Source organism: Bacillus sp. EU55 (genome assembly GCF_038005925.1).
GTDB lineage: Bacteria > Bacillota > Bacilli > Bacillales > Bacillaceae > Bacillus > Bacillus velezensis.
On record NZ_JBBOUE010000001.1, the window covers coordinates 1,405,100 to 1,424,756 of the forward strand.

Here is a 19,657-nt window from a genome sequence, read left to right on the forward strand (position 1 = left end):
TCATGAGAGAAAGAGGCTTTAACTTCAAAATGTAAGCCTCTCTCATCTCTCAGATCACGTCTGATGGAATTAGCACCGTGCCTTATGAGACAGTCGTCTCGGCGCAAAAATCACGCGCCCCATTTCACAATGGAATTACGGTCGGTTGCTGTTGGGGTCAAAAGGCCAATCCCTCGCCCAACTCTCGATAAGAGAAAGTATTTCAATTTTTTTGAAAAGTTACATCATTTGTTGGTTATCTTATCAGCTTATTCAGATCACTGTCAATAGAAAATCTCACATTTTAAAAATTGGTGTTGTGACAAGCTGATCAATCATTATATGAGAAAAATATCAGAAAGACAGCAGCTGTGCCTGTTCGGCTCTTTCCATCAGCACTTCAGGCGCGTCTAAATACAGAAACCCGTTCCCGGCCAATGTTTTGGCGATGTCCAAAGGAAGGGTCCGCCGCACGAGCTGGGCGTAGACTTCAGCCTCAGAAAGCGTCCGCTGAAACGCGTCCTGTTCAAGCCCTTTTATTAAGGCAAGCGCTCCGCTCACATGCGGGGCGGCCATTGAAGTGCCCGTCAGCTTCCCGTATTTATGGTTGGGAAGGGTGGAGAGAATATTTTCTCCCGGAGCCACTAGGTCAATCTCTTTATTGGCGTTTGAAAATTCAGACGATTTACGGGCGATTGAGACTGATCCGACTGCGATCACTTCGTTGTAAGCGGCCGGATACGACAGTTCCTCTGTACGCTCGTCTCCGTCGCCTTCGTTTCCTGCCGCGCAAACGACCAGAACACCGCTTTTTACCGCATTTGCAACGGCTTCTTTCAATTCAGGCACATCGCTTGGCCCGCCGAGTGACATGGAAATGATATCGGCCTTTTGTTCAACGGCGTAGTTGATGCCGTTAATGATCCATTCGTATTTGCCGCTGCCGTTTTTCCCGCCGAGAACTTTAACGATTAAAAGGCTTGCTTCCGGCGCGACACCCGAAATTCCGCCGTTTGAATCATTGGCGGCAATCGTTCCGGAAACGTGTGTCCCGTGTCCGTTATAATCGGAAATCGCGTCTTCTTTGCCTCCGTCATCATCGGTGAAGTTTTTCCCGCCGACAATCCGGTCTTTCAAATCAGGATGATTGATGTCGCAGCCTGTGTCAAGCACCGCGATTTTAATATCCTTGCCTTTAAACCCTTTTGCCCACAACTCTGGCGCCTTAATCACTTTAATACCCTCTGGAAGCTCGTTCACATCCATGATCTGTTCATCCGTGACATAAGGAATCAAATGCATTTCACCATTCATAAAAAAGCCCTCCTTTTTTATGCTTGCGAGTGGATACAAGGGTGTTGCTACTATTTTATGGCAGAGCATGCCGGCCGGAAAGAGTCATTTGAAGCATTTTCATAAAAAAGGCGTAATCTATTGCACTAAAAAATTTCAAATAAATGGATAGTTTAACAGCTTTTATTTTCATTCATGACCCGCTGACGCTATAATTGGAAATGGGAAAGGAGAAGAGATATGAAGATAAATGAAGCATTATACGACTATTTTACAGAACAAGCGGATCAAATTGCGGAAGAGTGGATCGAAACGATGGAAGATTCGGACCCGAATTCGGTTTATTCTTTGGCAAATCCTGTCATCACAGAAGAACTGACGGAGCAGGATAAAGAATTTTACCGGCATATTAATAAAATGTATATCATGCCGGAAAAAGAATTTTTAGAAGAGTTCGAGCAGTGGGTGATTGAGCTCGCGAAAGACCAGAAGCATCTGGATACACCCGTCCAGTATGTGGTCCGTGAATTCATGAGAAACCGGAGGCTATACATCAGTTATTATGATGCGTTTGCCGATAAACATGAATCTTCGTTTGCAGAGGGAGAAAGGAAGAAATGGGAGAATTTAATTGTACGAGTATTTGATTTTACGATTTACACGTTTGTCGATCATGCCGAGCATAACTCGAAAATGCAGCTGAACGCGCAAAGAGAAATGATTTTGGAGTTAAGCTCTCCGGTTATCACGCTGAGCAAACGGACGGCGCTGCTGCCGCTTGTCGGCGATATTGACACGGAGCGCGCCAAATTCATTCTTGAAAATACGCTGAGCACATGTGCCAAACGGCTGATTGAACATCTGTTTATTGACCTATCGGGTGTAGTGGTTGTCGATACGATGGTGGCGCATCAGATTTTTAAATTAATTGAGGCGCTGAACCTGATCGGCGTCACGTCCACTTTATCCGGAATCAGGCCGGAAATGGCTCAAACCGCCGTACAGCTCGGCATTAATTTCTCAGATATTACGATCAAGTCCAATCTCGCTCAGGCTCTCAATTATCATCAATAACATACATAACAAAACAGGCTGCCGAATCACTCCGGCGGCCTGTTTTTATACAAACAACAATGAAATGAGCCAGCTTGCGCCGAATAACAGAAGCACGAGCAGGAAAAAGCACCAGTCGGCGCGGCGCACGGTAACAGTTCTGTAAAACGTGCGGTTTCGGCTCCCCGTAAAGCCTTTAGATTCCATCGCGATCGCCGTGCGTTCCGCCTTTCTGATTGCGCCTGCCAATAGCGGAATGGTGAAGCGCCTGACGGCGGAGAGCTTTCCTTTCAGCCCGGAATCAGACGCCGCGCCCCTGATTCTGTGCGCCTGCCGGATGATCAGGATTTCATCTTTCAGAAGAGGGAGAAACCGGAACCCCGCGATAACGCCGTATGCAAGCTTGGGCGGCAGCTTACACTGCTGAACCAGACTGAGCATGAACAGAATCGGATCGGTTGTGAAAAGAAACATCATCGACAAAGCGGAAAAACATAAAATACGAAACGCGATAGAAATCCCGAGCGCCGCGTTATCACTGTTGACGGCAATCGGCCCGAGCTTAAACAGCAGGTTGCTTCCGGTTGTCGGGACGTTTCCGAATACGGCGGCTGTCCATAAAGAACCGAAGGCCAGAATGACAAACGGAATCGTGAACAGCAGCCATTTTTTCAGCGGCACACGCCCCGCCGAGAGGACGCCTCCCGCAATGATGATATAAAACAAAGCAGGGGTGTACGGATTATAAATAAACGACAGCATAATGACGCATAACAATACAGCCGCCGCCTTTATTGACGGGTTAACAGCCTCCAGCCGCAAGTTCATTTCTCCGCCTCCTGTCGTGTTTCATCCATTCATACCGCAGCGGCAAAGCCAAATGCGCCTGCTCGGCGATCCTGGTGTTATCAGAAAATAAAGCGTCGGGAGTTCCCCGGAATACCAGTTTCGTGCCGCAGAGCACAAGGATCGTGTCGGCATAATCTGAGACGAGTTCCATATCGTGTGTCACCATCAAAACAGCCGTTCCTTCCTTTTGAATCTCACGGAGCATTTGCATACACTCCCGCGCCGTTTTGGCATCCTGTCCGAAAGTCGGTTCATCAAGCATCAAAACGTTCACATTGTGCATAAGCATTGTCGCGACGCTGAGCCGGCGTTTTTGTCCTTGGCTTAAAGAAAAAGGATGCTGTGAGGCATGGCGTCTCAGGCCGAATCGGGTTAACAGCTGAAGAGCTTTCTCCTTTGCGGGTCTGCTGCTTTCAAAACCGAACATCAGCTCTTGAATGACGGAATCTGTGACAAATTGGTGTTCAGGATTCTGGAAAACATATCCGATCAGCCGCCGCAGCTCTTTTTCAGAATAGGAATCAATCGGTCTGCCGTCTATTTTGATGTCTCCGCTCAGCGGACGGATGAGCTTGGCCGCGGCAGAAAGGAGCGTGGATTTTCCTGTTCCGTTAGGGCCGGCAATCGCGGTGATTGAACCTTTTTTTACGGAAAAGCTCACATCCTGAAAAATGACGTCTGCTCCTCTTGAGAATGACAGCTCGTGAACGCTCAGCGCGTCTTCTGCCGAAAGCGCGGCGGGCCGGGGTTCGGGCAGAGATGGTACAGGTTCGTGAAACAGCTTTTCTTTACACAATGTAAAAGGAATGCTGACGTGCTCCTGCAATGAGATCACACGCGGAATCGGAATGCCGAGCTGCATCAGCTCTTCAATCTTTGTTTCAAAGATAACGTCCGTCTCTCCGTCCATCACCTTCTGACCCATTTCGTCAAGGACAATCGTCCTGTCCATCCACGGCGCCCAATGATCAAGCTGATGTTCGATAACGAGAAGGCCGAAGCCTTTTTTTGCTTGAAGATCTTTGATCAGCCGCACTAATTCACGTGCGGAATATGGATCAAGCTGTGCCGTCGGTTCGTCCAAAATAATGAGTTCCGGTTCCATCGCAATGATACAGGCAAGCGCCACTTTTTGTTTTGAACCGCCTGACAGCGAAGCGATCGTTCGCGTTTTCAAATGAGTGATCTCTAATTTTTCTAAAACGTCATTGATGATTGCGTCCATATCTTCTTTTGTATATTGCAAATTTTCCAAGCCGAAGGCGATTTCATCTTCAACCGTCAGCATGCAAAACTGCTGGTCCGGATCTTGAAACACGACGCCGATGGATCTGGCGGCGGGTTCTGTCAGGTGTGAAAGAGGTGTTCCGTATAAAGAAACGGTGCCCGATTGAACCCCATCGCATGCTTCCGGGTACAGACCGTTTAAACAAAGAGCGAGCGAGCTTTTGCCGCATCCGCTCGGCCCGAGCAATAAAGCCCGCTCTCCTTTGCGGAGCTGAAAGGACACGTTTTGAAGAATCGGCTTTTCATCCTGATCATAAGAAAAGGTAAGACAGCCGGCCGATAGAAGGGGCTCAGATGCCTGCATCTTGGTTCACCTGTTTCTTTTTCTTCTTGAATTGTTTTCCGAGCGCCATGCCGTTCAGCACCCCTGTGTAAGCCAGCGCATCACTGATTGCTTTGCCGAGAAGGCCGGCAAGAAGCGCACCTGAGATCAGACGGACAAGAAGCATGACGGCTAATAAACCCGGATTCAAAACAGAGTATCCGGAAACGAACAAGTCATAAATGAAGCTCGTCACAGAAGACCCCATACCGGATAAAAGAAGCACGGGCAGGGTATAAATCCGCCAGCGTGTCGCAAAAAAGACCGCTTCCGCACCGATTCCCTGTGCGATCCCGATCAGAATCACCATCGGTCCTGACGGATTTCCGAGTAAGCACTCCACAAACGCGGCGATGATTTCAGAAACAAGAGCCGCTCCCGGTTTTTGAATAATGTACGCGGCAATTATCGAGACGATAAACCAGATACCGTAAATCGGTTCGTAGCTCATCCGGCCGAAAAACCCTGCCGCTATATTGCTTGCATGAGTTGATACTAAATAAATGACAGCAAATACTACACTGATGACGGACATGACGACAATTTCTCTCATTTTCCAATTTTTCATTGTGATCTCCTGCTTTCTTATCGGATAGTCGTATGTATGAAAGAGATGATTTTACAGGCGGTTTATATTCAGTTTCATATTGCGGTGTCCTCCCCCGTTTTTTAATGAAAAATAAAAAACTGCATATCCGAGGGAATATGCAGCAGCAGAACGAAAACGCATGGGGAAAAACCCTGCGCTCCGGTCAATCTGCACTTCCCCACGCTGGTATTATCCAGATCGGGTTATAAGGGATCAAAACACGCCTGCCGCATGTTTTATCTCAGCCGATAACAGCACCCCTAGTGCGTTTCCTATACAGTTTTTTATGATGACATCATCATAGTTGATCATGTCTGATTTGTAAACAGCCTTTCTCCAAACAGAGTTTGGAATCGGACCGGATGATCATTCATAAAGATAAGAAGAGCCCTTTTGATCAAAAGGAAACGGAGGACATCTATGTTTGTTCATACAGTGCAGTCTGGCGACTCGTTATTTTCCATCAGCAGAAAGTACGGATACCCTGTTGACAGCATCAGAAGCGTCAACGGGCTTGAGGAAACGAATATCGTTCCGGGGCAGGCGCTTTTAATCCCTCTTAATGAATATACGGTTCAGCCGAATGATACGTATGCCGTTATCGCAGGTAAGGCTTATGTGCCGCAGATGCAGCTGATGCAGGCAAACCCGGATATTCCGCCGAACCGGCTGCGGGCGGGTATGAAAGTGAAGATCCCTGATATCTCTAACTATCTTGCGGGAACCCTGCAATTTTATGTCATTCGGACGCCTGAAGCGGATAGAGAGTTAATTAATGATTTTGCGCCGTATTCTTCGGCGATTTCTTTGTTTGAATATCATTTTGGCCCGAACGGAGATATCATTAACGATTTAAACGACAGAACCGCAATAGAAACCACATGGCAGAACAGAGTGCGCCCGCTTGCCGTTATTACAAATCTGACAGAAGGGGGATTCAGTCCGGAATTAGCCCATCAAGTGCTGCAAAATCCGACGGCACGAACGAATCTCGTCAACAATATCGTCTCCTTAACCGTAAGAAAGGGATACGGCGGTGTAAATATCGATTTTGAACGGGTCAGAGAAGCTGACAGGGACCTCTTCACAGGATTTCTCCGGCAGTTAAAAACCCGGCTTTCAGAGCATCAGCTCGCGTTAACGATATCGGTTCCGGCGAAAACAAGTGATGCAGTGCCGTGGCTGAGGGGATATGATTACGGCGGAATCGGAGCCGTCGTCGATTATATGTTCATTATGGCGTACGACTGGCACCACGCCGGCAGTGAGCCGGGACCCGTGGCGCCTTTGACAGAGGTCAGGCAAACGATCAATTTTGCCATCAGCAGGGTGCCGAGAAGAAAAGTGATTCTCGGTGTTCCGCTGTACGGGTATGATTGGGTGATTCCGTACCGTCCCGGAACGATCGGATCCGCCATCTCCAACCAGCGCGCCATGGAAACGGCCATGAAGCATCAATCAGTGATCCGTTATTCCCAGCAGGAGCGTTCCCCTTACTTCCGGTATACTGATGAAAATGGAAGAACGCATGAAGTGTGGTTTGAGGATGTGCGGAGCATGAGTGAAAAAATGGTTCTCGTTCGGGAGTTCGGACTGCAGGCGATCGGCGCGTGGCAATTAACGCTCGGTTTCAAACCGGGCCCGTGGCTGCTTAGGAACTTTTTCACGATCCGAAAAATATAGCTGCATGTCCCCCTCCGCAAGTGATTTTTTTTCCTATGATAACGGGTCTTCTTTTGGACAATCTAAAATTGAACAGGAGGTCTGTCATATGAAGAAAAGGGAAGAGCAGTATATCAACGAGGCTGAGTATGTACCGCATCCGACAAAAGAAGGGGAGTACGCGCTCATGCTGCATGAATCCTATCATTTCCTTTCAGAAGAGGATGAAAGCGATTTGCCGGAATAAGGGCTTTTATGCCTTTATTCCGTTTATTTTATAGGCATGTGCTGAAATCACAAATTTAAGGTTGACACATTCCTTTTTTTTCTGTAATCTCAGTGTGTCAATTCAAATAAGAACTTCGTTAGGTGAGGCTCCTGTATGGAGATACGCTGCTGCCCAAAAATGTCCAAAGACGCCAATGGGTCAACAGGAATCATCGACATAAGGTGATTCTTAACGCAGCTGGATGGCTGTCCTATGCCATACAGTGCTAAAGCTCTACGATTGGAGGCCCCGCACGTTTATTTGCCGTGCTTGTTTTCGCCTTCATATCTGAAGGTTTTTTTTATGCCTCAAAACGTACACGACTGAGCATGATAAGGAGGTGCGGAGTATGGATTCTCCCCATTCGAGTATGTCAGAAGAAGTACCCATATACAGCCAGATAACCAGTGACGACATGATGAGGAGACAAACCGCCGCACTTCCCTTGACGGACGGCGCGTCTCCGTAAAGGAGGTACGAGTCCCGATGGTCCAAAACATGACCTATGACGAACTCATATTACGCATTATCATTTTATTGCGGGACGGAAAAATAAAAGAATTCCGAAACATGATAGATGAGCTTCAGCCCTATGACATGGCATTTTTATTTAAAGAAATGCCGGAAAAGCACCGGGCCCGCTATCTGTCATATATGACGGTTGATGACATCACCGACATGATCGGAGAGCTGGAGCGGGAATTTCAGCTTGCCGTTTTGCATAAAGTCGGTAAAACGAAAGCCACTCTCGCAATGAATAAAATGGATAACGACGATCTCGCCGCTTTGCTGGAAGAGATGGATGAAGAACTGAAAGAACAGCTTTTATCCAGCATGGAGGCTGAGGAATCAAAGGCCGTACAGCTTTTGATGAACTATCCGCAAGAATCGGCGGGCCGGATGATGACGAACCGCTTCGTCTGGATTCCGCAGCATTATACAGTAAAAGATGCGGTCGTGAAGCTGAAAAGCTTTGCGGAAATCGCAGAATCAATTAACTACTTGTACGTGATTAATGACAGCAAGCAGCTTGTCGGAGTGCTCTCTTACAGAGATTTAATTCTCGGCGAGCCTGACGATAAAGTGCAGGATCTCATGTTTACACGTGTCATCTCGGCCGGGGTGCTCCAAGACCAGGAAGAAGTCGCCCGGCTGATCCAGCGGTATGACTTTTTAGCCATTCCGATCGTGGAAGAAAATCATGTGCTTGTCGGTATTGTCACTGTCGATGATATTATTGACGTCGTGATTAAAGAAGCCGATGAAGATTACGAAAAATTCGCAGCCTCCGGTAAGGCGATTACATTTGATACGAAAGCGTACGTTGCAGCGTACCGCCGTTTGCCGTGGCTCATTCTGCTTTTGTTTATCGGATTGATTTCCGGAAGCATTCTGAATTATTTTGAAGATACATTGCAAAAAGTAGTCGCCCTCGCATTTTTCATGCCGATGATTGCGGGAACGACGGGTAATACAGGCACACAGTCACTCGCCGTCGTCATCAGAGGACTCGCTAAAGAAGAAATGAATAAAAAAACCATCTTTAAACTGATTTTCCGTGAATTAAGAACCGGAATCTATATCGGCATCGTCTGTGCGATCGCGATTACGATTGTCGCTACCGTCTGGCAGAAAGACTTAACGCTCGGTTTTGTCGTCGGTTCATCGCTGCTTGCAACGTTGATTATCGGTACGATGGCCGGAACGATTGTCCCTATTATTCTTCATAAACTGAACATTGACCCGGCGATTGCATCAGGACCGCTGATTACGACGCTGAACGATATTTTGTCCTTATTAATTTATTTCGGCATTGCAACTGCATTTCTTCATGCTTTATAAAAAAAGTCCGTCTCACAGGAGGCGGACTTTTTTGATCAGCGGTTTTTATACTTAAAATGAGCATTAAGCTGTCCTTCCAGCATTTTTTTGCGGAGCTGCGGGTCGTTTTTGAGAGCCTGTTCTTTTTTTCGCATGTCTTTTAAAATCTCAGCCGTCTGCACGCCGTCTTCCCGCTTGTTGGCAATATCCATCAGCCGCTCAACGTCCGCGAAGGAATACTTTCTCGTTCCCCGTGATGAACGCTGCGGGTAGATTAATTTCCGTTCTTCATAGTATCTGATCTGTCTGACTGACAATCCGGTTAATTCGCTTACAATGCCGATCGAGATTACTTTTTTATCTTTGTAAGATTGTTCGTCTGCCGTCATTTTTCCACCCCTGGATGTCTTTTACTCATATTATATAAGAAAAAAAGAGAAAAAACCTGACGCTTGTCAGGTTTTCTGACGCGGAATAGAAAATTTTAGAAAAAAAGCGGCAGAAAAATTGACAAGGTTAATGCATGGTCCTTTGCCCCGTTTTATGCTTACTGTACAGACACAATGAGGAGGAAGGATAGGGATGGAGAAAGAAAAAGCGGTTTCGCTGGCAAAAGAAATCATTGAATTAGATATGAAACGCGATGAAATGCTGGAGGCGTTCATGCAGCTTGCCGGGGAACACGCTTTTCCGCTGCTCAGAGCCGTCCAGAACGGACTTTACCGAAAAACATCATAATCCACAGAAGTTTTACAATGGCTTTATACGTCTTTGATATAAAAGCGTTATTCTGATCATAGAATAACGGAAAACAAAGGAGGCCGCCATGAGTCATTTGCTTCAAAATGCATTGGACAAAGAGAGAAACCATTATTCCAAAAAGCTTCTTCAGATCGGAGTCTATACGAAAGAAATACTCAATTCCATGACAATTACGGAGCTGAGAAAGGAATACGCGTATTTTTTTCGGAACATTCCCTATAAAGAACGGAACCCTTATACAAATTAAATGATGTATAAGGGTATTTTTTTATATAAAAAAGAAGGAATTCTGAAAAACGGCACGAATAGAATATAAAACAAAGAACGACTCTTATGAATTGTAAGGGTTTACATTATTTTTTTATAAAAATCTTAAATACGGGGTAGATATGATGAGATTATCATTTAACGAAGAAGAAGTGATGCGTTCGATGAATTTGTACAAAGTTTTTGCAAGGGCTTTCAAGAGTGTGTCTGAACACAGCATCCGAGACAGTAAAGAACACGGTTTTAATCCGACTGAATTTGCCGTTTTGGAGCTGCTCTATACGAGAGGACCGCAAAAGCTTCAGCAAATCGGGTCGCGCCTTTTGCTTGTCAGCGGGAATGTCACCTATGTCATCGACAAGCTTGAAAGAAACGGGTTTTTGGTCAGAGAACAAGACCCGAAGGACAAACGGTCTGTTTACGCCCATTTAACTGATAAAGGAAACGAGTATTTGGATAAAATTTATCCGATTCATTCATTGAGAATTGCGAGAGCGTTTTCAGGACTTATGCCTGAAGAACAGGAACAGCTGATAGCCTTACTGAAAAAAGCGGGAATTCACAGCCAGCATTTGCTTTTCCGTTAAAAGAAAGCGGATACAAACACTCTTCTTCACGAAGAGTGTTTTTTTCTGTTCCGGACAGTAGAGCCTGAAGCGGTTTTTGCATAAGCTGATACAGGTCGGCATCATTATTTACCAATCATAATGTGACATGTCCCATGCCAAAATATGAGGGTGCTTTGATTATAAAGAAGGTGAACATGTGAGAAGCTGTCTGCTGTCTATATGGTACTTACTTGATCCGCTTTATTTCTTCTTTACCCGGCTGACGCTGATTGATAAACGGCAATCGAATGTATTCCGCGTCCGTTTGACTAGATATAAAGGAAAAGATGTCATCCTGAGCGACGGAACCAGAATTAAAAAAAACGACGTGTTAGTTAAGATTCATCTTCATAATGTCAAACTCCTGAAAGAGCTGCAGCCTATTGAAAGCGCGGTCAGAAGGGGGATTATGCTATATCAGAAGGTATATCAATCCATGCCTCATTTAGCGGATTATATTAACCAGCATAAACGGAAAGACGAGATTAAGGGAGTCGTCGGCATTACAATGCTTCATAAAGGAGCTGCGAGACTCGGTTTTGATGTGATAAAACCGTCCAGCGGCTGCTATAGGCTGTTTAAGAAAGCGGCCCATATTCCGATTTTATACTTTACTGCAAAACAGCTCACCCTCAAAAACATTCCTTACTCCTGCTATTTATTTATTTCCAAAGAAAAATTGATGTGCACGTATCAGACTGAAAAGAGCTGACAAAAAGCGTCAGCTCTTTCTCTTGATTTGCTCAAGCACGATTGAAAGCGGGCCGTCCTGCGGGTTCCGGTAAAAATCATAAAACGGATCTCCCTCTGTCCTGACGCGGTTCACTACTGTATCGATCGTATAATCATCAGGTGTTAAAGAGGAGTTGACTTCGCTCCAATAAAGGGGAGCCGCAACCGTTCCCAATTCGTTGCCCCGGGTCGAATAGGGGGCGATAATGGTTTTCCCTTCGGCATGCTGCAAGTAATCTAGGTAGAGCCTGCCGTTTCGGTTTTTGATAAACCGCTCTGTCGTAAAAAGATCCGGCCGCGTCCTGACGCAATAATCGGCGATGAGCATTGTGAACGCACGGGTTTCTTCATAGGTGAATGCTTCCGGTGAAAGCGGGATGTAGAGCTGAATGCCTTTATTTCCGGAGAGCTTCGGGAATGACGTAATGCTGAATGAGTCAAACAGCTGTTTCAGCACATGCGCAGCCTCCACTGCCATAGGAAAATCATTCCTTGACGGAGGATCAAGATCAATGACAATCTCTGCGGGCCTTTCAGAATGCACTGTCTGAAACGGAACGTGAAATTCAAGCGCCAGCTGATTAGCCAGCCATAAAAGTGACGGTATGCTGCTGCATACGATGTGCTCATGGCTCCCGTCAAACACGCTTGAGACAAAGTCCGGCGTGTAGTCCGGTTTGTTTTTTTGAAAAAAAGATTCGCCAGGCGCGCCGTGCGGATAACGGATCACCGTGACGGCCCGATCTTTAAGAAAGGGCATAAGAAAATCGCTCATTTTCACCATGTAACTGAGGAAATCTGCTTTCGTTTTTTCACGTTTTTTAAAAACAATCTTATCCAGGCTTGTGAACTGCAGCTTCGGCGGCAGCGTTTTAGAGTGAAGGATAAGCTGCTGATACGTGCATTCCGTCCAATCCATTTCAAACTGAAAAGACACAAAAGATACTTCACGCAGCGTGTCCTGCAATATGGTTAAATACTGCACGGTCATGCAGATAGAAGGCTCAAGTGTATACTCGCCGCTTTTTTGTTTTTTTCCGTGGGTCTCCATAATGGTTCTGACGGCGTTTTTTTCTTCCGCCTGCATGCCGTGGGAAACGGACGCGATCGGGACGGCGGTGCCGTCTTTTAAAACAGAGGCCGTTACATACCCGTTCTTCGGATTAAACCCGGTTAATAGCACATGTGCCGTTTTCATATGTTTATACTTTTGCCAGTCGGGAGAGCGTTTATTTTCCGCCCAGCCGCTGGAAGCCCTTTTTGCTACGATACCTTCTCCGTCATGGCGGACGACCTTGTCCCAAAGCGCATCAAAGTCAGTGTGTTCCGGAATGTATTGGATCGCTTCTTCCGCTAAGTGATGAGGGCAGGCGGGAAGATTTGCTTCTTTAAGCAGTTTGGAAAGGGCGCGTTTCCGTTTCACATACGGTAATGAGACGGTGGAGGCGCCTTCCAGAACGAGGAGATCAAATGCCAGAAAGCGGCACGGCCGTCTATCAGCGGTGCTTTCAATTGCTTCCGTCCGTTTTAAACGTCCGCGGATTTGAAGATGCTCAAAGTCCGCTCTGTACGGATTGATTAAATAGACAAGCTCTCCGTCAAGCGTAATGGGGAACCTGTCTTTCATGTGCTGAAAACACCGAGCCGCAAAAGCTGTGATTTCCGGAAATTGATTCGTCAGCGTCTGTCCGTTTCTGCTGGTTAATGTAACGCCGCTTTCGTCTATGCGGAAAAGACAGCGGAATCCGTCATACTTTACCTCATAGCGCCACTCACTGCCTTCAGGCGGTACAGAGGTCAAAATCGGCTGCATCGTCAGCACCATGATTAAGACGTTCCGGCTTTTTGTCTGGTCGTTTTCTGCTTTTTGCCTCCGCCGCCTGCTGACGCGGCGTCTTTTGTCCGCGCCGGCGCAGCCTGTTCGCGATCCGGCCGCTTCGTCCGGTCAATGCTTGCCTGAAGCGCGCTGACAAGATCGATGACATCTTCGCGCGGGCCGGCAGCAGCCGGTGTCACGCCCGCTTCTTCATGTTCGAGCTTATCGTTAATTTTAGCGAGAAGGGCTTTCCGGTACGTGTCTTCGTATTGTTCCGGGTCAAACTCGGTTGTCAGCTCATTAATTAACGTAATCGCCGTCTGCAGCTCTTTTTCATTAACGGCTGTCTGCTCGGGAACGCCCGGCACATGTCCGGCATTTCTGACTTCATCCGGATAATGAATGGATTCCATCACGATGCAGTTGTCATACACGCGAAGAATCGCAAGCTGCTGTTTAGAGCGGATCGTAATGGAGGCAATCCCGATTTTACCCGTCGTCCTCAGCGCTTCCCGCAGAAGTGTATAGGCTTTTGTGCCGTTATCTCCCGGCCCGACATAATACGACCGGTTAAAATAAATCGGATCAATTTCCTGCAGCTGGACAAAGTCAACAATCTCAACCGCTTTTTCTTCATGTTCCTGTTTTACGTCTTTCAAGTCTTCGTCTGTCATAATGACGTATTTCCCTTTTACATACTCATAGCCTTTCACAATTTCATCAGGTTCCAGACTTTTTTCACATCCGGTGCAGATTTTTTCGTATTTAATCGGCGCATGGTCTTCTTTATGAAGACTGCGGAATTTTATATCTTTATCTTCAGTGGCCGCAAAGAGCTTGACCGGGATATTGACGAGGCCGAAACTGATCGAACCCTTCCACATCGTGTGCATGAATAAAAACTCCTTTTTGTCTTTATTGTGGATAAACGGGTCCGTTCCATGTGTAGCAACTTATGGGTGTTGCGGCGCTTCATGGAGCGGCTGTTCCATTTCCTCAGGCGGAAATGGTCGGCTGAAAAGCAAATGAATTCTCTATTTACAATCAGTAATCGGTAAGTTCTTTAAAGCGCTGAAGTCCCTGAAAATCATCAGTGGTAATCAAAAAGATTATACAAAATCATTCCCCGGGAAATGCCCACGCATTCCCATGTAGTGACTGAGAAAATTTCCCGCTCCCATATGAACTGAATTCGCGGTCAGCCGCCGCTTACTTTTCCGGAGATCTTAAGTGATGTAAACGCCGCCAGACAAGCAATCTGGAGACAGGCGGGACGTTGTATTGCGCTTATTCCCTCCCGCTATACCGATCTGAAACGACTCACATTTATAACGGGCATGTCTAAAAGATATTTCAGCCTCAAGGTTTTGTGTTAAAATCATTCTTAAGTTTCGGAATATAGACGTAAGCCGGGAGTGATAGATCATCGAAGATTTCATCATATCAATAATAGAGGCGTTTAAAAGCTTATCTTACGCCGGGATTTTTTTGGCGCTCAGTATAGAATTCATCCCGGCGGAAATTGTTCTTCCGCTTGCGGGCTATTGGGTCTCAAAAGGGGATATGACGCTTGCCGGGACCGTGTTTGCCGGTTCGCTCGGCGGTGTTTCAGGTCCGCTTGTCTTATATGGAATCGGCAGGCTGGGCGGTCGGCCGTTTTTGCTGAAATATGGAAAGTATATATGGATAAAACCCGAATCCCTGCAGAAATCAGATGATTTCTTTCAGAAGCACGGAGGTTTGGTCGCGTTCAGCGGCCGTTTTATACCGGGGGTCAGGACGCTGATTTCTTTGCCGTGCGGCATTGCGAAGATGAATGTCTGGGTGTTCTCTCTATATACATATGCGGCGATGCTGCCGATTACATTTGCTTACGTATACCTCGGAATGAAACTCGGGGAAAATTGGAAAAGCGTCGGTTCCATTCTCGATCAATATATGCTGCCGCTCGGTATATTCATTGTGTTGCTTCTCATTCTTTGGATGTTTTTAAAGAGAAGAAAACAGCGGGCCAAAACAGAAAAAATTTCTCAATTTGTTAAAAAAGTTAAGCGTTGACAAATGATGAAACAGGCTTTATCATGAGCGTATAAACAAATATTTCTTGAAATCCCAAAGGGGAGTAGCGTCCGGATATTCCGGAAACAAAGTCGTCAATTCATGGATCATATCCATCGGCTTTGTTGGCATGCCAATCATTCATGTCTAGCAAGACCTTTGCCTTATATCGGCAAAGGTCTTTTTTGCGTAAAAAAACCGCCGGTATAAGCTCGGATGATAGAAAAAAGAAACGGAGGGAATGGATTGGACTTTGCATTATTATTGGAGTATGGATGGGTTCTTCTCGTTTTAATCGGGCTGGAAGGGATTTTGGCGGCGGATAACGCGCTGGTGATGGCTGTGATGGTGAAGCATCTTCCTGAAAAACAAAGGAAGAAGGCTTTATTTTACGGATTGGCGGGCGCGTTTATTTTGCGTTTCGGGTCGCTGTTCGCCATTTCTTTTCTGGTGAATGTTTGGCAGGTCCAGGCCGTCGGCGCTTTATATCTGTTTTACATTGCGGTCAGCCATTTGCTGAAGCGGTATGTATTTAAAGATAACAACGGTCAGAAAACGCAGAAAGAAAGCGGGTTTTGGCAGACTGTCTTGAAAGTGGAGCTCGCGGACATCGCTTTTGCCGTTGACTCCATTTTAGCGGCGGTCGCGCTTGCCGTAACGCTCCCGGGAACACAGCTTCCTGCCATCGGCGGCTTGGACGGCGGTCAGTTTCTCGTTATTTTAGCCGGCGGCGTAATCGGTTTAATCATTATGCGTTTTGCGGCATCAATGTTCGTATCCTTACTGAAAACCAGGCCGGGCCTTGAAACGGCGGCATTTGTGATTGTCGGATGGGTAGGCGTGAAGCTCGCTCTTTATACATTGGCCCATGAGGAACTCGGTATAATTCCGGCAGATGTCATCCATTCGGCGGCCTGGAAAATCATTTTCTGGGCGGTTCTGGCTGCCATCGCGGTTTGCGGATGGTTTATGTCAGGAGCAAAACAAATAGAGTCTGGCGCGGAATCGGAAAAAAGAGAACACGCGTAAAATGATCAAAAAGGGAGTCTGGCTTTTTAAAAAGCAGGTTCCCTTTTTTGTTTGAAACGCTTACATTTAAGACATATGATAACAATTTTATAACAGCATTGTTACAAAAAACACAGAGAAAACCCCCTTAATTCTGCATGGGGGCACGAAATCATGTATAGTACGTCTTATTGGCTTGTCATAATTGAGACAAATGAAATCGATTTCTCTTTTTCTTCCTTTGCGAATCCCTACTAAATTAGCTATGATTATGAGTAGTTATAGGGAGGAACTGAGGTGAAACCAGTGCTTAGCCTTTTGTTTAAATTGGGAAAAAAGAAGCAAACGCTTGAAACATCTGTTGAAAAAATACAAAAAGGCGACAAAGATCTGCAGAACGATTTAATACAGCAATATAAGCCTTTTATCGCGAAGACGGTTTCATCCGTTTGTAAACGATATATAGATGAAAAAGACGACGAATTCAGCATCGGGCTGATCGCGTTTAACGAAGCCATTGAAAAGTATTCGGCTGAAAAAGGTAATTCGCTGCTTGCATTTGCAGAGCTGATTATAAAAAGAAAAGTGATAGACTATATCAGAAAAGAAGCAAGAACCGCTCAGCATATCAATATGGATGTGCAGGAAGGCGACGACCAGGAATCTTCGCAGAGCCTTATCGAAGCGGAGCTTTCCATTGATGAATACCGAGAACAGATAGAGCAGGAACAGCGCCGGGAAGAAATTCTTTTTTTTCAGAAGCAGCTCAAAGAATACGGGCTGTCTTTTAAAGAGCTGCTGGAACAATCGCCGAAGCATACAGATGCGAGGCAGAATGCGATTAAGGTAGCCTACACGCTTGTTGAAAATGAAGAGCTGGCGTCCATTTTGCACCAGAAAAAACAGCTTCCTGTCAAACAGCTGGAGCAGCTCGTGTCGGTCAGCAGAAAAACGATCGAACGGAACCGAAAATATATCATCGCCATGAGTATTATTATTACCGGTGATTATATTTATTTAAAAGATTATCTTAAAGGGGTGTTGCACTCATGAGAAGAGGGATCATAGTAGAGAAAAATAAAAAATTCGTCACGTTGCTAACCCCTGACGGACAATTTTTAAAAACAAAAAATGATCACCGCACTTGTGAAATCGGAGAGGAAATTACGTCGTTCGAAGGCGAAACGCGTATGGGAAGAAGGGCCAGCTTTTTTGATTTTCTGAAACTGCGCCCTTTTAAATTGGGAGTGTTTACGATGACTGCTATTATTTTGTTTATTTTAATTTTGCTCCCGGTTTTTTCTGATAATAAAGCTTACGCGTATATGACGCTTGACATTAATCCCAGTATTGAAATGGCTTTAAACAGCAAATATGAAGTCATTGAACTGACACCGCTGAACCATGACGCCAAACAGGTCATCAGTGACATCGGAGATTGGAAAAGCAGCGATTTTAAGGATGTCATCAGTAATATTATTACCGATTGCAGCAAGCATGGATATGTAAAGGAATCAAAAGAGATTTTAATTTCCACGGTTTATGAAAATACAGATGACAATACATATAAAAAAGGCGTTAAAAAACAGCTGGCCGACATGACTGAAAAATATAAGGGTACCTACCAGGTCCAATCGCTTGAATCTGATATGGAAACAAGAGAAAAAGCAAAACAGGAAGGGATGTCAACAGGCAGCTATATAAGAAGAAACGAAAAGAAAACAGAAGAAAAACAGCCTGAAAAGCAAACCGACGGCAATGAAACAGATCAAAAAGATACCGAAACAGACGCTGATCAAAGCGAGCAGCCGGACACAGACAAGCCGGCGGCTGATGAAAAGACAGCTCCTGATGAAGAAAAGGCAGCAGAGAAGCCGGGAAACAATGAAACAACGCCCGGTACGGAAGAAGCGAAGCCGGACAGTCAGGACGGCAATCAGCAAACCGAAAAAAATGCAGCTTCCGGATCAGAGGAAAACACACAAAAGGAACAAGATGGGGAAACAGAGCAGCCCCCAACACAAAATCCTCAGGAAAACGGAAATGACAAAGAGCCTAAGCAAAAGTATTACAATCATTACTGGAATCATGATCGCAATGAACATTGGGAATCCTATCGGCATCATGAAGATTCGTCAGACCGAAGGAATCCGAACGGCTACCGGCACGGAAAGGAGAATGCCGATAAATATCAAAATTCGCCGAGAAGTCCCGGCGAATAAGCTGCATTATTGATTTTTCCCGTTTAATTGTGATTGAGCCTGCTGTACAAGACGTTTTGTCATTTCCCCGCCTACAGAGCCGTTTGCGCGTGCTGCTGTATCAGAGCTAAGGTTCACGCCGAATTCTTGAGCCACTTCGTATTTAAATTGGTCAAGTGCCTGCTCAGCCCCTGGAACTAAGAGTTTATTTCTGCTCGCCATCTTTTTCATCTCCTTTTCTCTGGCAAGATGTGTTTTCGCATTTTAGTTTCAAACGGAACGGTATTGATTATGCTGGCAATTGTTGTACAGCAAAAAAACCCCGGCGCAGACACCGGGGCGAAGAAGCGTTATGAATTATAATAAATGGCTGATCATTTTGTAGGCTGAGGCTTGAATATGGAAAGTCAAAACGGAGAGCACCGTGACGGCGATTATGGATCTGATATTGTTCCATTGTCCGCTTCCGAGTTCTTTAAAGCAGCCTTTGAGCTTGTCCGTCTGCTCTTCGACGAGCTCCTGCAGGCTCGTTTCCTTCATCGGCGGGTTTGCCTTATGAAGAAGATAATCAATCACTTGGGCGCAGCTTTCATAGTAGCTGATCGGGCTGATGACGTCGTCTGATCTGTCTGTGATCGTGTTAAAAGCAATTTTTAATATGCCGCGTATATGTTCGAAGTCATAAATTGATTTTAAATCACGTACAATGAGAAGGATGACAGCTTGTTCAATTGTATATTTTTTGCCGAGTAAGGGGTGGCCGATTAAATCTTTAATATCGCGCTTCACCCAGTTTTGGACGGCGGTTGATTTTAAAGACGTCAGCTCGCACAGATTTCCCAGCTCGACAATCTCGTTAGTTGAAAGCCCGTATTCCTTTTTCTCTTTTTTTCGTTCGAATCTCGTCAGAAATTCAGGGATATGCAGACGGCTTTCCGCTTCATCCAAGGTCATATCCGCTGATTGCAATAAGATTTGGAGAGGAGTTGCGTCTCCTTGGCCTTTTAACGCGTAAAGAAGCCGGACCATATCAGTTCGGGTCAGTTTAAACGTGTTCATGGTTCACCTCTGATTGATTACGT

At 45.8% G+C, this 19,657-nt stretch carries 21 protein-coding genes and 3 riboswitches; of the genes, 12 read left to right on the forward strand and 9 right to left on the reverse strand.

Features of this window, described 5'->3' with window-relative positions; all coding sequences use genetic code 11:
- Nucleotides 1-39: 39 nt before the first annotated feature.
- Nucleotides 40-194: riboswitch (SAM riboswitch) on the reverse strand.
- Nucleotides 195-333: 139 nt separating this feature from the next.
- The gene (locus NYE50_RS07515; protein ID WP_029974679.1) at nt 334-1,293 is read right to left on the reverse strand and encodes a S8 family peptidase; all 960 of its coding nucleotides are present in this window, start codon (nt 1,291-1,293) and stop codon (nt 334-336) included.
- Between the two features lie 219 nt (nt 1,294-1,512).
- Here NYE50_RS07515 and NYE50_RS07520 point away from each other — a divergent pair, with 219 nt between their 5' ends.
- Nucleotides 1,513-2,346 (forward strand): STAS domain-containing protein, encoded by an 834-nt coding sequence (locus NYE50_RS07520; RefSeq protein WP_159354064.1) that lies wholly within the window; start codon nt 1,513-1,515, stop codon nt 2,344-2,346.
- 45 nt (nt 2,347-2,391) lie between these two features.
- Here NYE50_RS07520 and NYE50_RS07525 read toward each other — a convergent pair whose 3' ends face one another.
- Genes NYE50_RS07525 through NYE50_RS07535 form a run of 3 tightly spaced genes read right to left on the reverse strand, consistent with a single transcriptional unit; the run spans nt 2,392 to nt 5,351 of the window.
- On the reverse strand, nt 2,392-3,153 hold the full coding sequence (locus tag NYE50_RS07525) for an energy-coupling factor transporter transmembrane component T family protein (protein WP_159354065.1): 762 nt from the start codon (nt 3,151-3,153) through the stop codon (nt 2,392-2,394).
- The gene (locus NYE50_RS07530; protein ID WP_128496598.1) at nt 3,128-4,765 is read right to left on the reverse strand and encodes an ABC transporter ATP-binding protein; all 1,638 of its coding nucleotides are present in this window, start codon (nt 4,763-4,765) and stop codon (nt 3,128-3,130) included. The genes NYE50_RS07525 and NYE50_RS07530 overlap by 26 nt, the downstream gene beginning before the upstream one ends.
- Nucleotides 4,752-5,351, reverse strand: coding sequence for an ECF transporter S component (locus NYE50_RS07535; RefSeq protein WP_159354066.1), 600 nt, complete (start codon nt 5,349-5,351; stop codon nt 4,752-4,754). The genes NYE50_RS07530 and NYE50_RS07535 overlap by 14 nt, the downstream gene beginning before the upstream one ends.
- 179 nt (nt 5,352-5,530) lie before the next feature.
- Nucleotides 5,531-5,644: riboswitch (TPP riboswitch) on the reverse strand.
- A 148-nt stretch (nt 5,645-5,792) separates the two neighbouring features.
- Here NYE50_RS07535 and NYE50_RS07540 point away from each other — a divergent pair.
- From NYE50_RS07540 to mgtE, 3 genes are all read left to right on the forward strand, one after another.
- Complete coding sequence (locus NYE50_RS07540; RefSeq protein WP_007407217.1) at nt 5,793-7,055, forward strand: glycoside hydrolase family 18 protein; 1,263 nt, start codon at nt 5,793-5,795, stop codon at nt 7,053-7,055.
- Nucleotides 7,056-7,143: 88 nt separating this feature from the next.
- Nucleotides 7,144-7,281: a transcriptional regulator SplA domain-containing protein gene (locus NYE50_RS07545; protein ID WP_003154740.1), complete on the forward strand. Its 138-nt coding sequence runs from the start codon at nt 7,144-7,146 to the stop codon at nt 7,279-7,281.
- Between the two features lie 107 nt (nt 7,282-7,388).
- Nucleotides 7,389-7,554: riboswitch (M-box (ykoK) riboswitch) on the forward strand.
- A 234-nt stretch (nt 7,555-7,788) separates the two neighbouring features.
- Nucleotides 7,789-9,144 carry a magnesium transporter gene (gene mgtE / locus NYE50_RS07550; protein ID WP_007407216.1) on the forward strand — a complete coding sequence of 452 codons (1,356 nt, stop codon included), beginning with the start codon at nt 7,789-7,791 and terminating at the stop codon, nt 9,142-9,144.
- Between the two features lie 35 nt (nt 9,145-9,179).
- On the opposite strand, the gene NYE50_RS07555 is transcribed toward mgtE, so the two are convergent.
- A complete protein-coding gene (locus tag NYE50_RS07555; protein ID WP_014417562.1) occupies nt 9,180-9,512 on the reverse strand; it encodes a MerR family transcriptional regulator in 333 nt (110 codons plus the stop codon).
- Nucleotides 9,513-9,705: 193 nt separating this feature from the next.
- Between NYE50_RS07555 and NYE50_RS07560 the strand changes: the two genes are divergently transcribed.
- The 4 genes from NYE50_RS07560 to NYE50_RS07575 all read left to right on the forward strand — a co-directional run bounded on the left by NYE50_RS07560 (nt 9,706) and on the right by NYE50_RS07575 (nt 11,472).
- Nucleotides 9,706-9,861, forward strand: coding sequence for a hypothetical protein (locus tag NYE50_RS07560; protein ID WP_003154733.1), 156 nt, complete (start codon nt 9,706-9,708; stop codon nt 9,859-9,861).
- Between the two features lie 88 nt (nt 9,862-9,949).
- Nucleotides 9,950-10,132 (forward strand): Fur-regulated basic protein FbpA, encoded by a 183-nt coding sequence (locus NYE50_RS07565; protein ID WP_015388327.1) that lies wholly within the window; start codon nt 9,950-9,952, stop codon nt 10,130-10,132.
- 142 nt (nt 10,133-10,274) lie between these two features.
- A complete protein-coding gene (locus NYE50_RS07570) occupies nt 10,275-10,739 on the forward strand; it encodes a MarR family winged helix-turn-helix transcriptional regulator (RefSeq protein ID WP_007610911.1) in 465 nt (154 codons plus the stop codon).
- A gap of 178 nt (nt 10,740-10,917) precedes the next feature.
- Entirely contained in the window at nt 10,918-11,472 is a 555-nt protein-coding gene (locus NYE50_RS07575; protein WP_015417328.1) for a YkoP family protein, read from the forward strand.
- A 9-nt stretch (nt 11,473-11,481) separates the two neighbouring features.
- Here the strand turns inward: NYE50_RS07575 and NYE50_RS07580 are convergent, their stop codons facing one another.
- Together NYE50_RS07580 and ku are read right to left on the reverse strand one after the other, a co-directional pair.
- Nucleotides 11,482-13,317: a DNA ligase D gene (locus tag NYE50_RS07580; RefSeq protein WP_224988595.1), complete on the reverse strand. Its 1,836-nt coding sequence runs from the start codon at nt 13,315-13,317 to the stop codon at nt 11,482-11,484.
- Between the two features lie 2 nt (nt 13,318-13,319).
- Nucleotides 13,320-14,201 (reverse strand): non-homologous end joining protein Ku, encoded by an 882-nt coding sequence (gene ku, locus NYE50_RS07585; protein WP_007610913.1) that lies wholly within the window; start codon nt 14,199-14,201, stop codon nt 13,320-13,322.
- A 529-nt stretch (nt 14,202-14,730) separates the two neighbouring features.
- Here ku and NYE50_RS07590 point away from each other — a divergent pair.
- From NYE50_RS07590 to NYE50_RS07605, 4 genes are all read left to right on the forward strand, one after another.
- Nucleotides 14,731-15,366, forward strand: a complete 636-nt coding sequence (locus NYE50_RS07590; protein ID WP_369878818.1) for a DedA family protein — start codon at nt 14,731-14,733, stop codon at nt 15,364-15,366.
- Nucleotides 15,367-15,612: 246 nt separating this feature from the next.
- A complete protein-coding gene (locus tag NYE50_RS07595; RefSeq protein WP_032874684.1) occupies nt 15,613-16,395 on the forward strand; it encodes a TerC family protein in 783 nt (260 codons plus the stop codon).
- 276 nt (nt 16,396-16,671) lie between these two features.
- Complete coding sequence (gene sigI / locus NYE50_RS07600) at nt 16,672-17,427, forward strand: RNA polymerase sigma factor SigI (RefSeq protein ID WP_159354070.1); 756 nt, start codon at nt 16,672-16,674, stop codon at nt 17,425-17,427.
- The gene (locus tag NYE50_RS07605; RefSeq protein WP_159354071.1) at nt 17,424-18,596 is read left to right on the forward strand and encodes an anti-sigma factor domain-containing protein; all 1,173 of its coding nucleotides are present in this window, start codon (nt 17,424-17,426) and stop codon (nt 18,594-18,596) included. The genes sigI and NYE50_RS07605 overlap by 4 nt, the downstream gene beginning before the upstream one ends.
- Before the next feature lie 6 nt (nt 18,597-18,602).
- On the opposite strand, the gene NYE50_RS07610 is transcribed toward NYE50_RS07605, so the two are convergent.
- A complete protein-coding gene (locus tag NYE50_RS07610) occupies nt 18,603-18,797 on the reverse strand; it encodes an alpha/beta-type small acid-soluble spore protein (RefSeq protein ID WP_003154717.1) in 195 nt (64 codons plus the stop codon).
- 135 nt (nt 18,798-18,932) lie between these two features.
- On the reverse strand, nt 18,933-19,634 hold the full coding sequence (locus NYE50_RS07615) for a DUF1836 domain-containing protein (RefSeq protein WP_159354072.1): 702 nt from the start codon (nt 19,632-19,634) through the stop codon (nt 18,933-18,935).
- Nucleotides 19,635-19,657: the final 23 nt, after the last annotated feature.

What these genes read in the sequence shown, in the direction of transcription:
- NYE50_RS07515 (WP_029974679.1), bottom strand. Translation starts at nt 1,293, where the DNA reads ATGAATGGTGAAATGCATTTGATTCCTTATGTCACGGATGAACAGATC.
- NYE50_RS07520 (WP_159354064.1), top strand. Translation starts at nt 1,513, where the DNA reads ATGAAGATAAATGAAGCATTATACGACTATTTTACAGAACAAGCGGAT.
- NYE50_RS07525 (WP_159354065.1), bottom strand. Translation starts at nt 3,153, where the DNA reads ATGAACTTGCGGCTGGAGGCTGTTAACCCGTCAATAAAGGCGGCGGCT.
- NYE50_RS07530 (WP_128496598.1), bottom strand. Translation starts at nt 4,765, where the DNA reads ATGCAGGCATCTGAGCCCCTTCTATCGGCCGGCTGTCTTACCTTTTCT.
- NYE50_RS07535 (WP_159354066.1), bottom strand. Translation starts at nt 5,351, where the DNA reads ATGAAAAATTGGAAAATGAGAGAAATTGTCGTCATGTCCGTCATCAGT.
- NYE50_RS07540 (WP_007407217.1), top strand. Translation starts at nt 5,793, where the DNA reads ATGTTTGTTCATACAGTGCAGTCTGGCGACTCGTTATTTTCCATCAGC.
- NYE50_RS07545 (WP_003154740.1), top strand. Translation starts at nt 7,144, where the DNA reads ATGAAGAAAAGGGAAGAGCAGTATATCAACGAGGCTGAGTATGTACCG.
- mgtE (WP_007407216.1), top strand. Translation starts at nt 7,789, where the DNA reads ATGGTCCAAAACATGACCTATGACGAACTCATATTACGCATTATCATT.
- NYE50_RS07555 (WP_014417562.1), bottom strand. Translation starts at nt 9,512, where the DNA reads ATGACGGCAGACGAACAATCTTACAAAGATAAAAAAGTAATCTCGATC.
- NYE50_RS07560 (WP_003154733.1), top strand. Translation starts at nt 9,706, where the DNA reads ATGGAGAAAGAAAAAGCGGTTTCGCTGGCAAAAGAAATCATTGAATTA.
- NYE50_RS07565 (WP_015388327.1), top strand. Translation starts at nt 9,950, where the DNA reads ATGAGTCATTTGCTTCAAAATGCATTGGACAAAGAGAGAAACCATTAT.
- NYE50_RS07570 (WP_007610911.1), top strand. Translation starts at nt 10,275, where the DNA reads ATGATGAGATTATCATTTAACGAAGAAGAAGTGATGCGTTCGATGAAT.
- NYE50_RS07580 (WP_224988595.1), bottom strand. Translation starts at nt 13,317, where the DNA reads ATGGTGCTGACGATGCAGCCGATTTTGACCTCTGTACCGCCTGAAGGC.
- ku (WP_007610913.1), bottom strand. Translation starts at nt 14,201, where the DNA reads ATGCACACGATGTGGAAGGGTTCGATCAGTTTCGGCCTCGTCAATATC.
- NYE50_RS07605 (WP_159354071.1), top strand. Translation starts at nt 17,424, where the DNA reads ATGAGAAGAGGGATCATAGTAGAGAAAAATAAAAAATTCGTCACGTTG.
- NYE50_RS07610 (WP_003154717.1), bottom strand. Translation starts at nt 18,797, where the DNA reads ATGGCGAGCAGAAATAAACTCTTAGTTCCAGGGGCTGAGCAGGCACTT.
- NYE50_RS07615 (WP_159354072.1), bottom strand. Translation starts at nt 19,634, where the DNA reads ATGAACACGTTTAAACTGACCCGAACTGATATGGTCCGGCTTCTTTAC.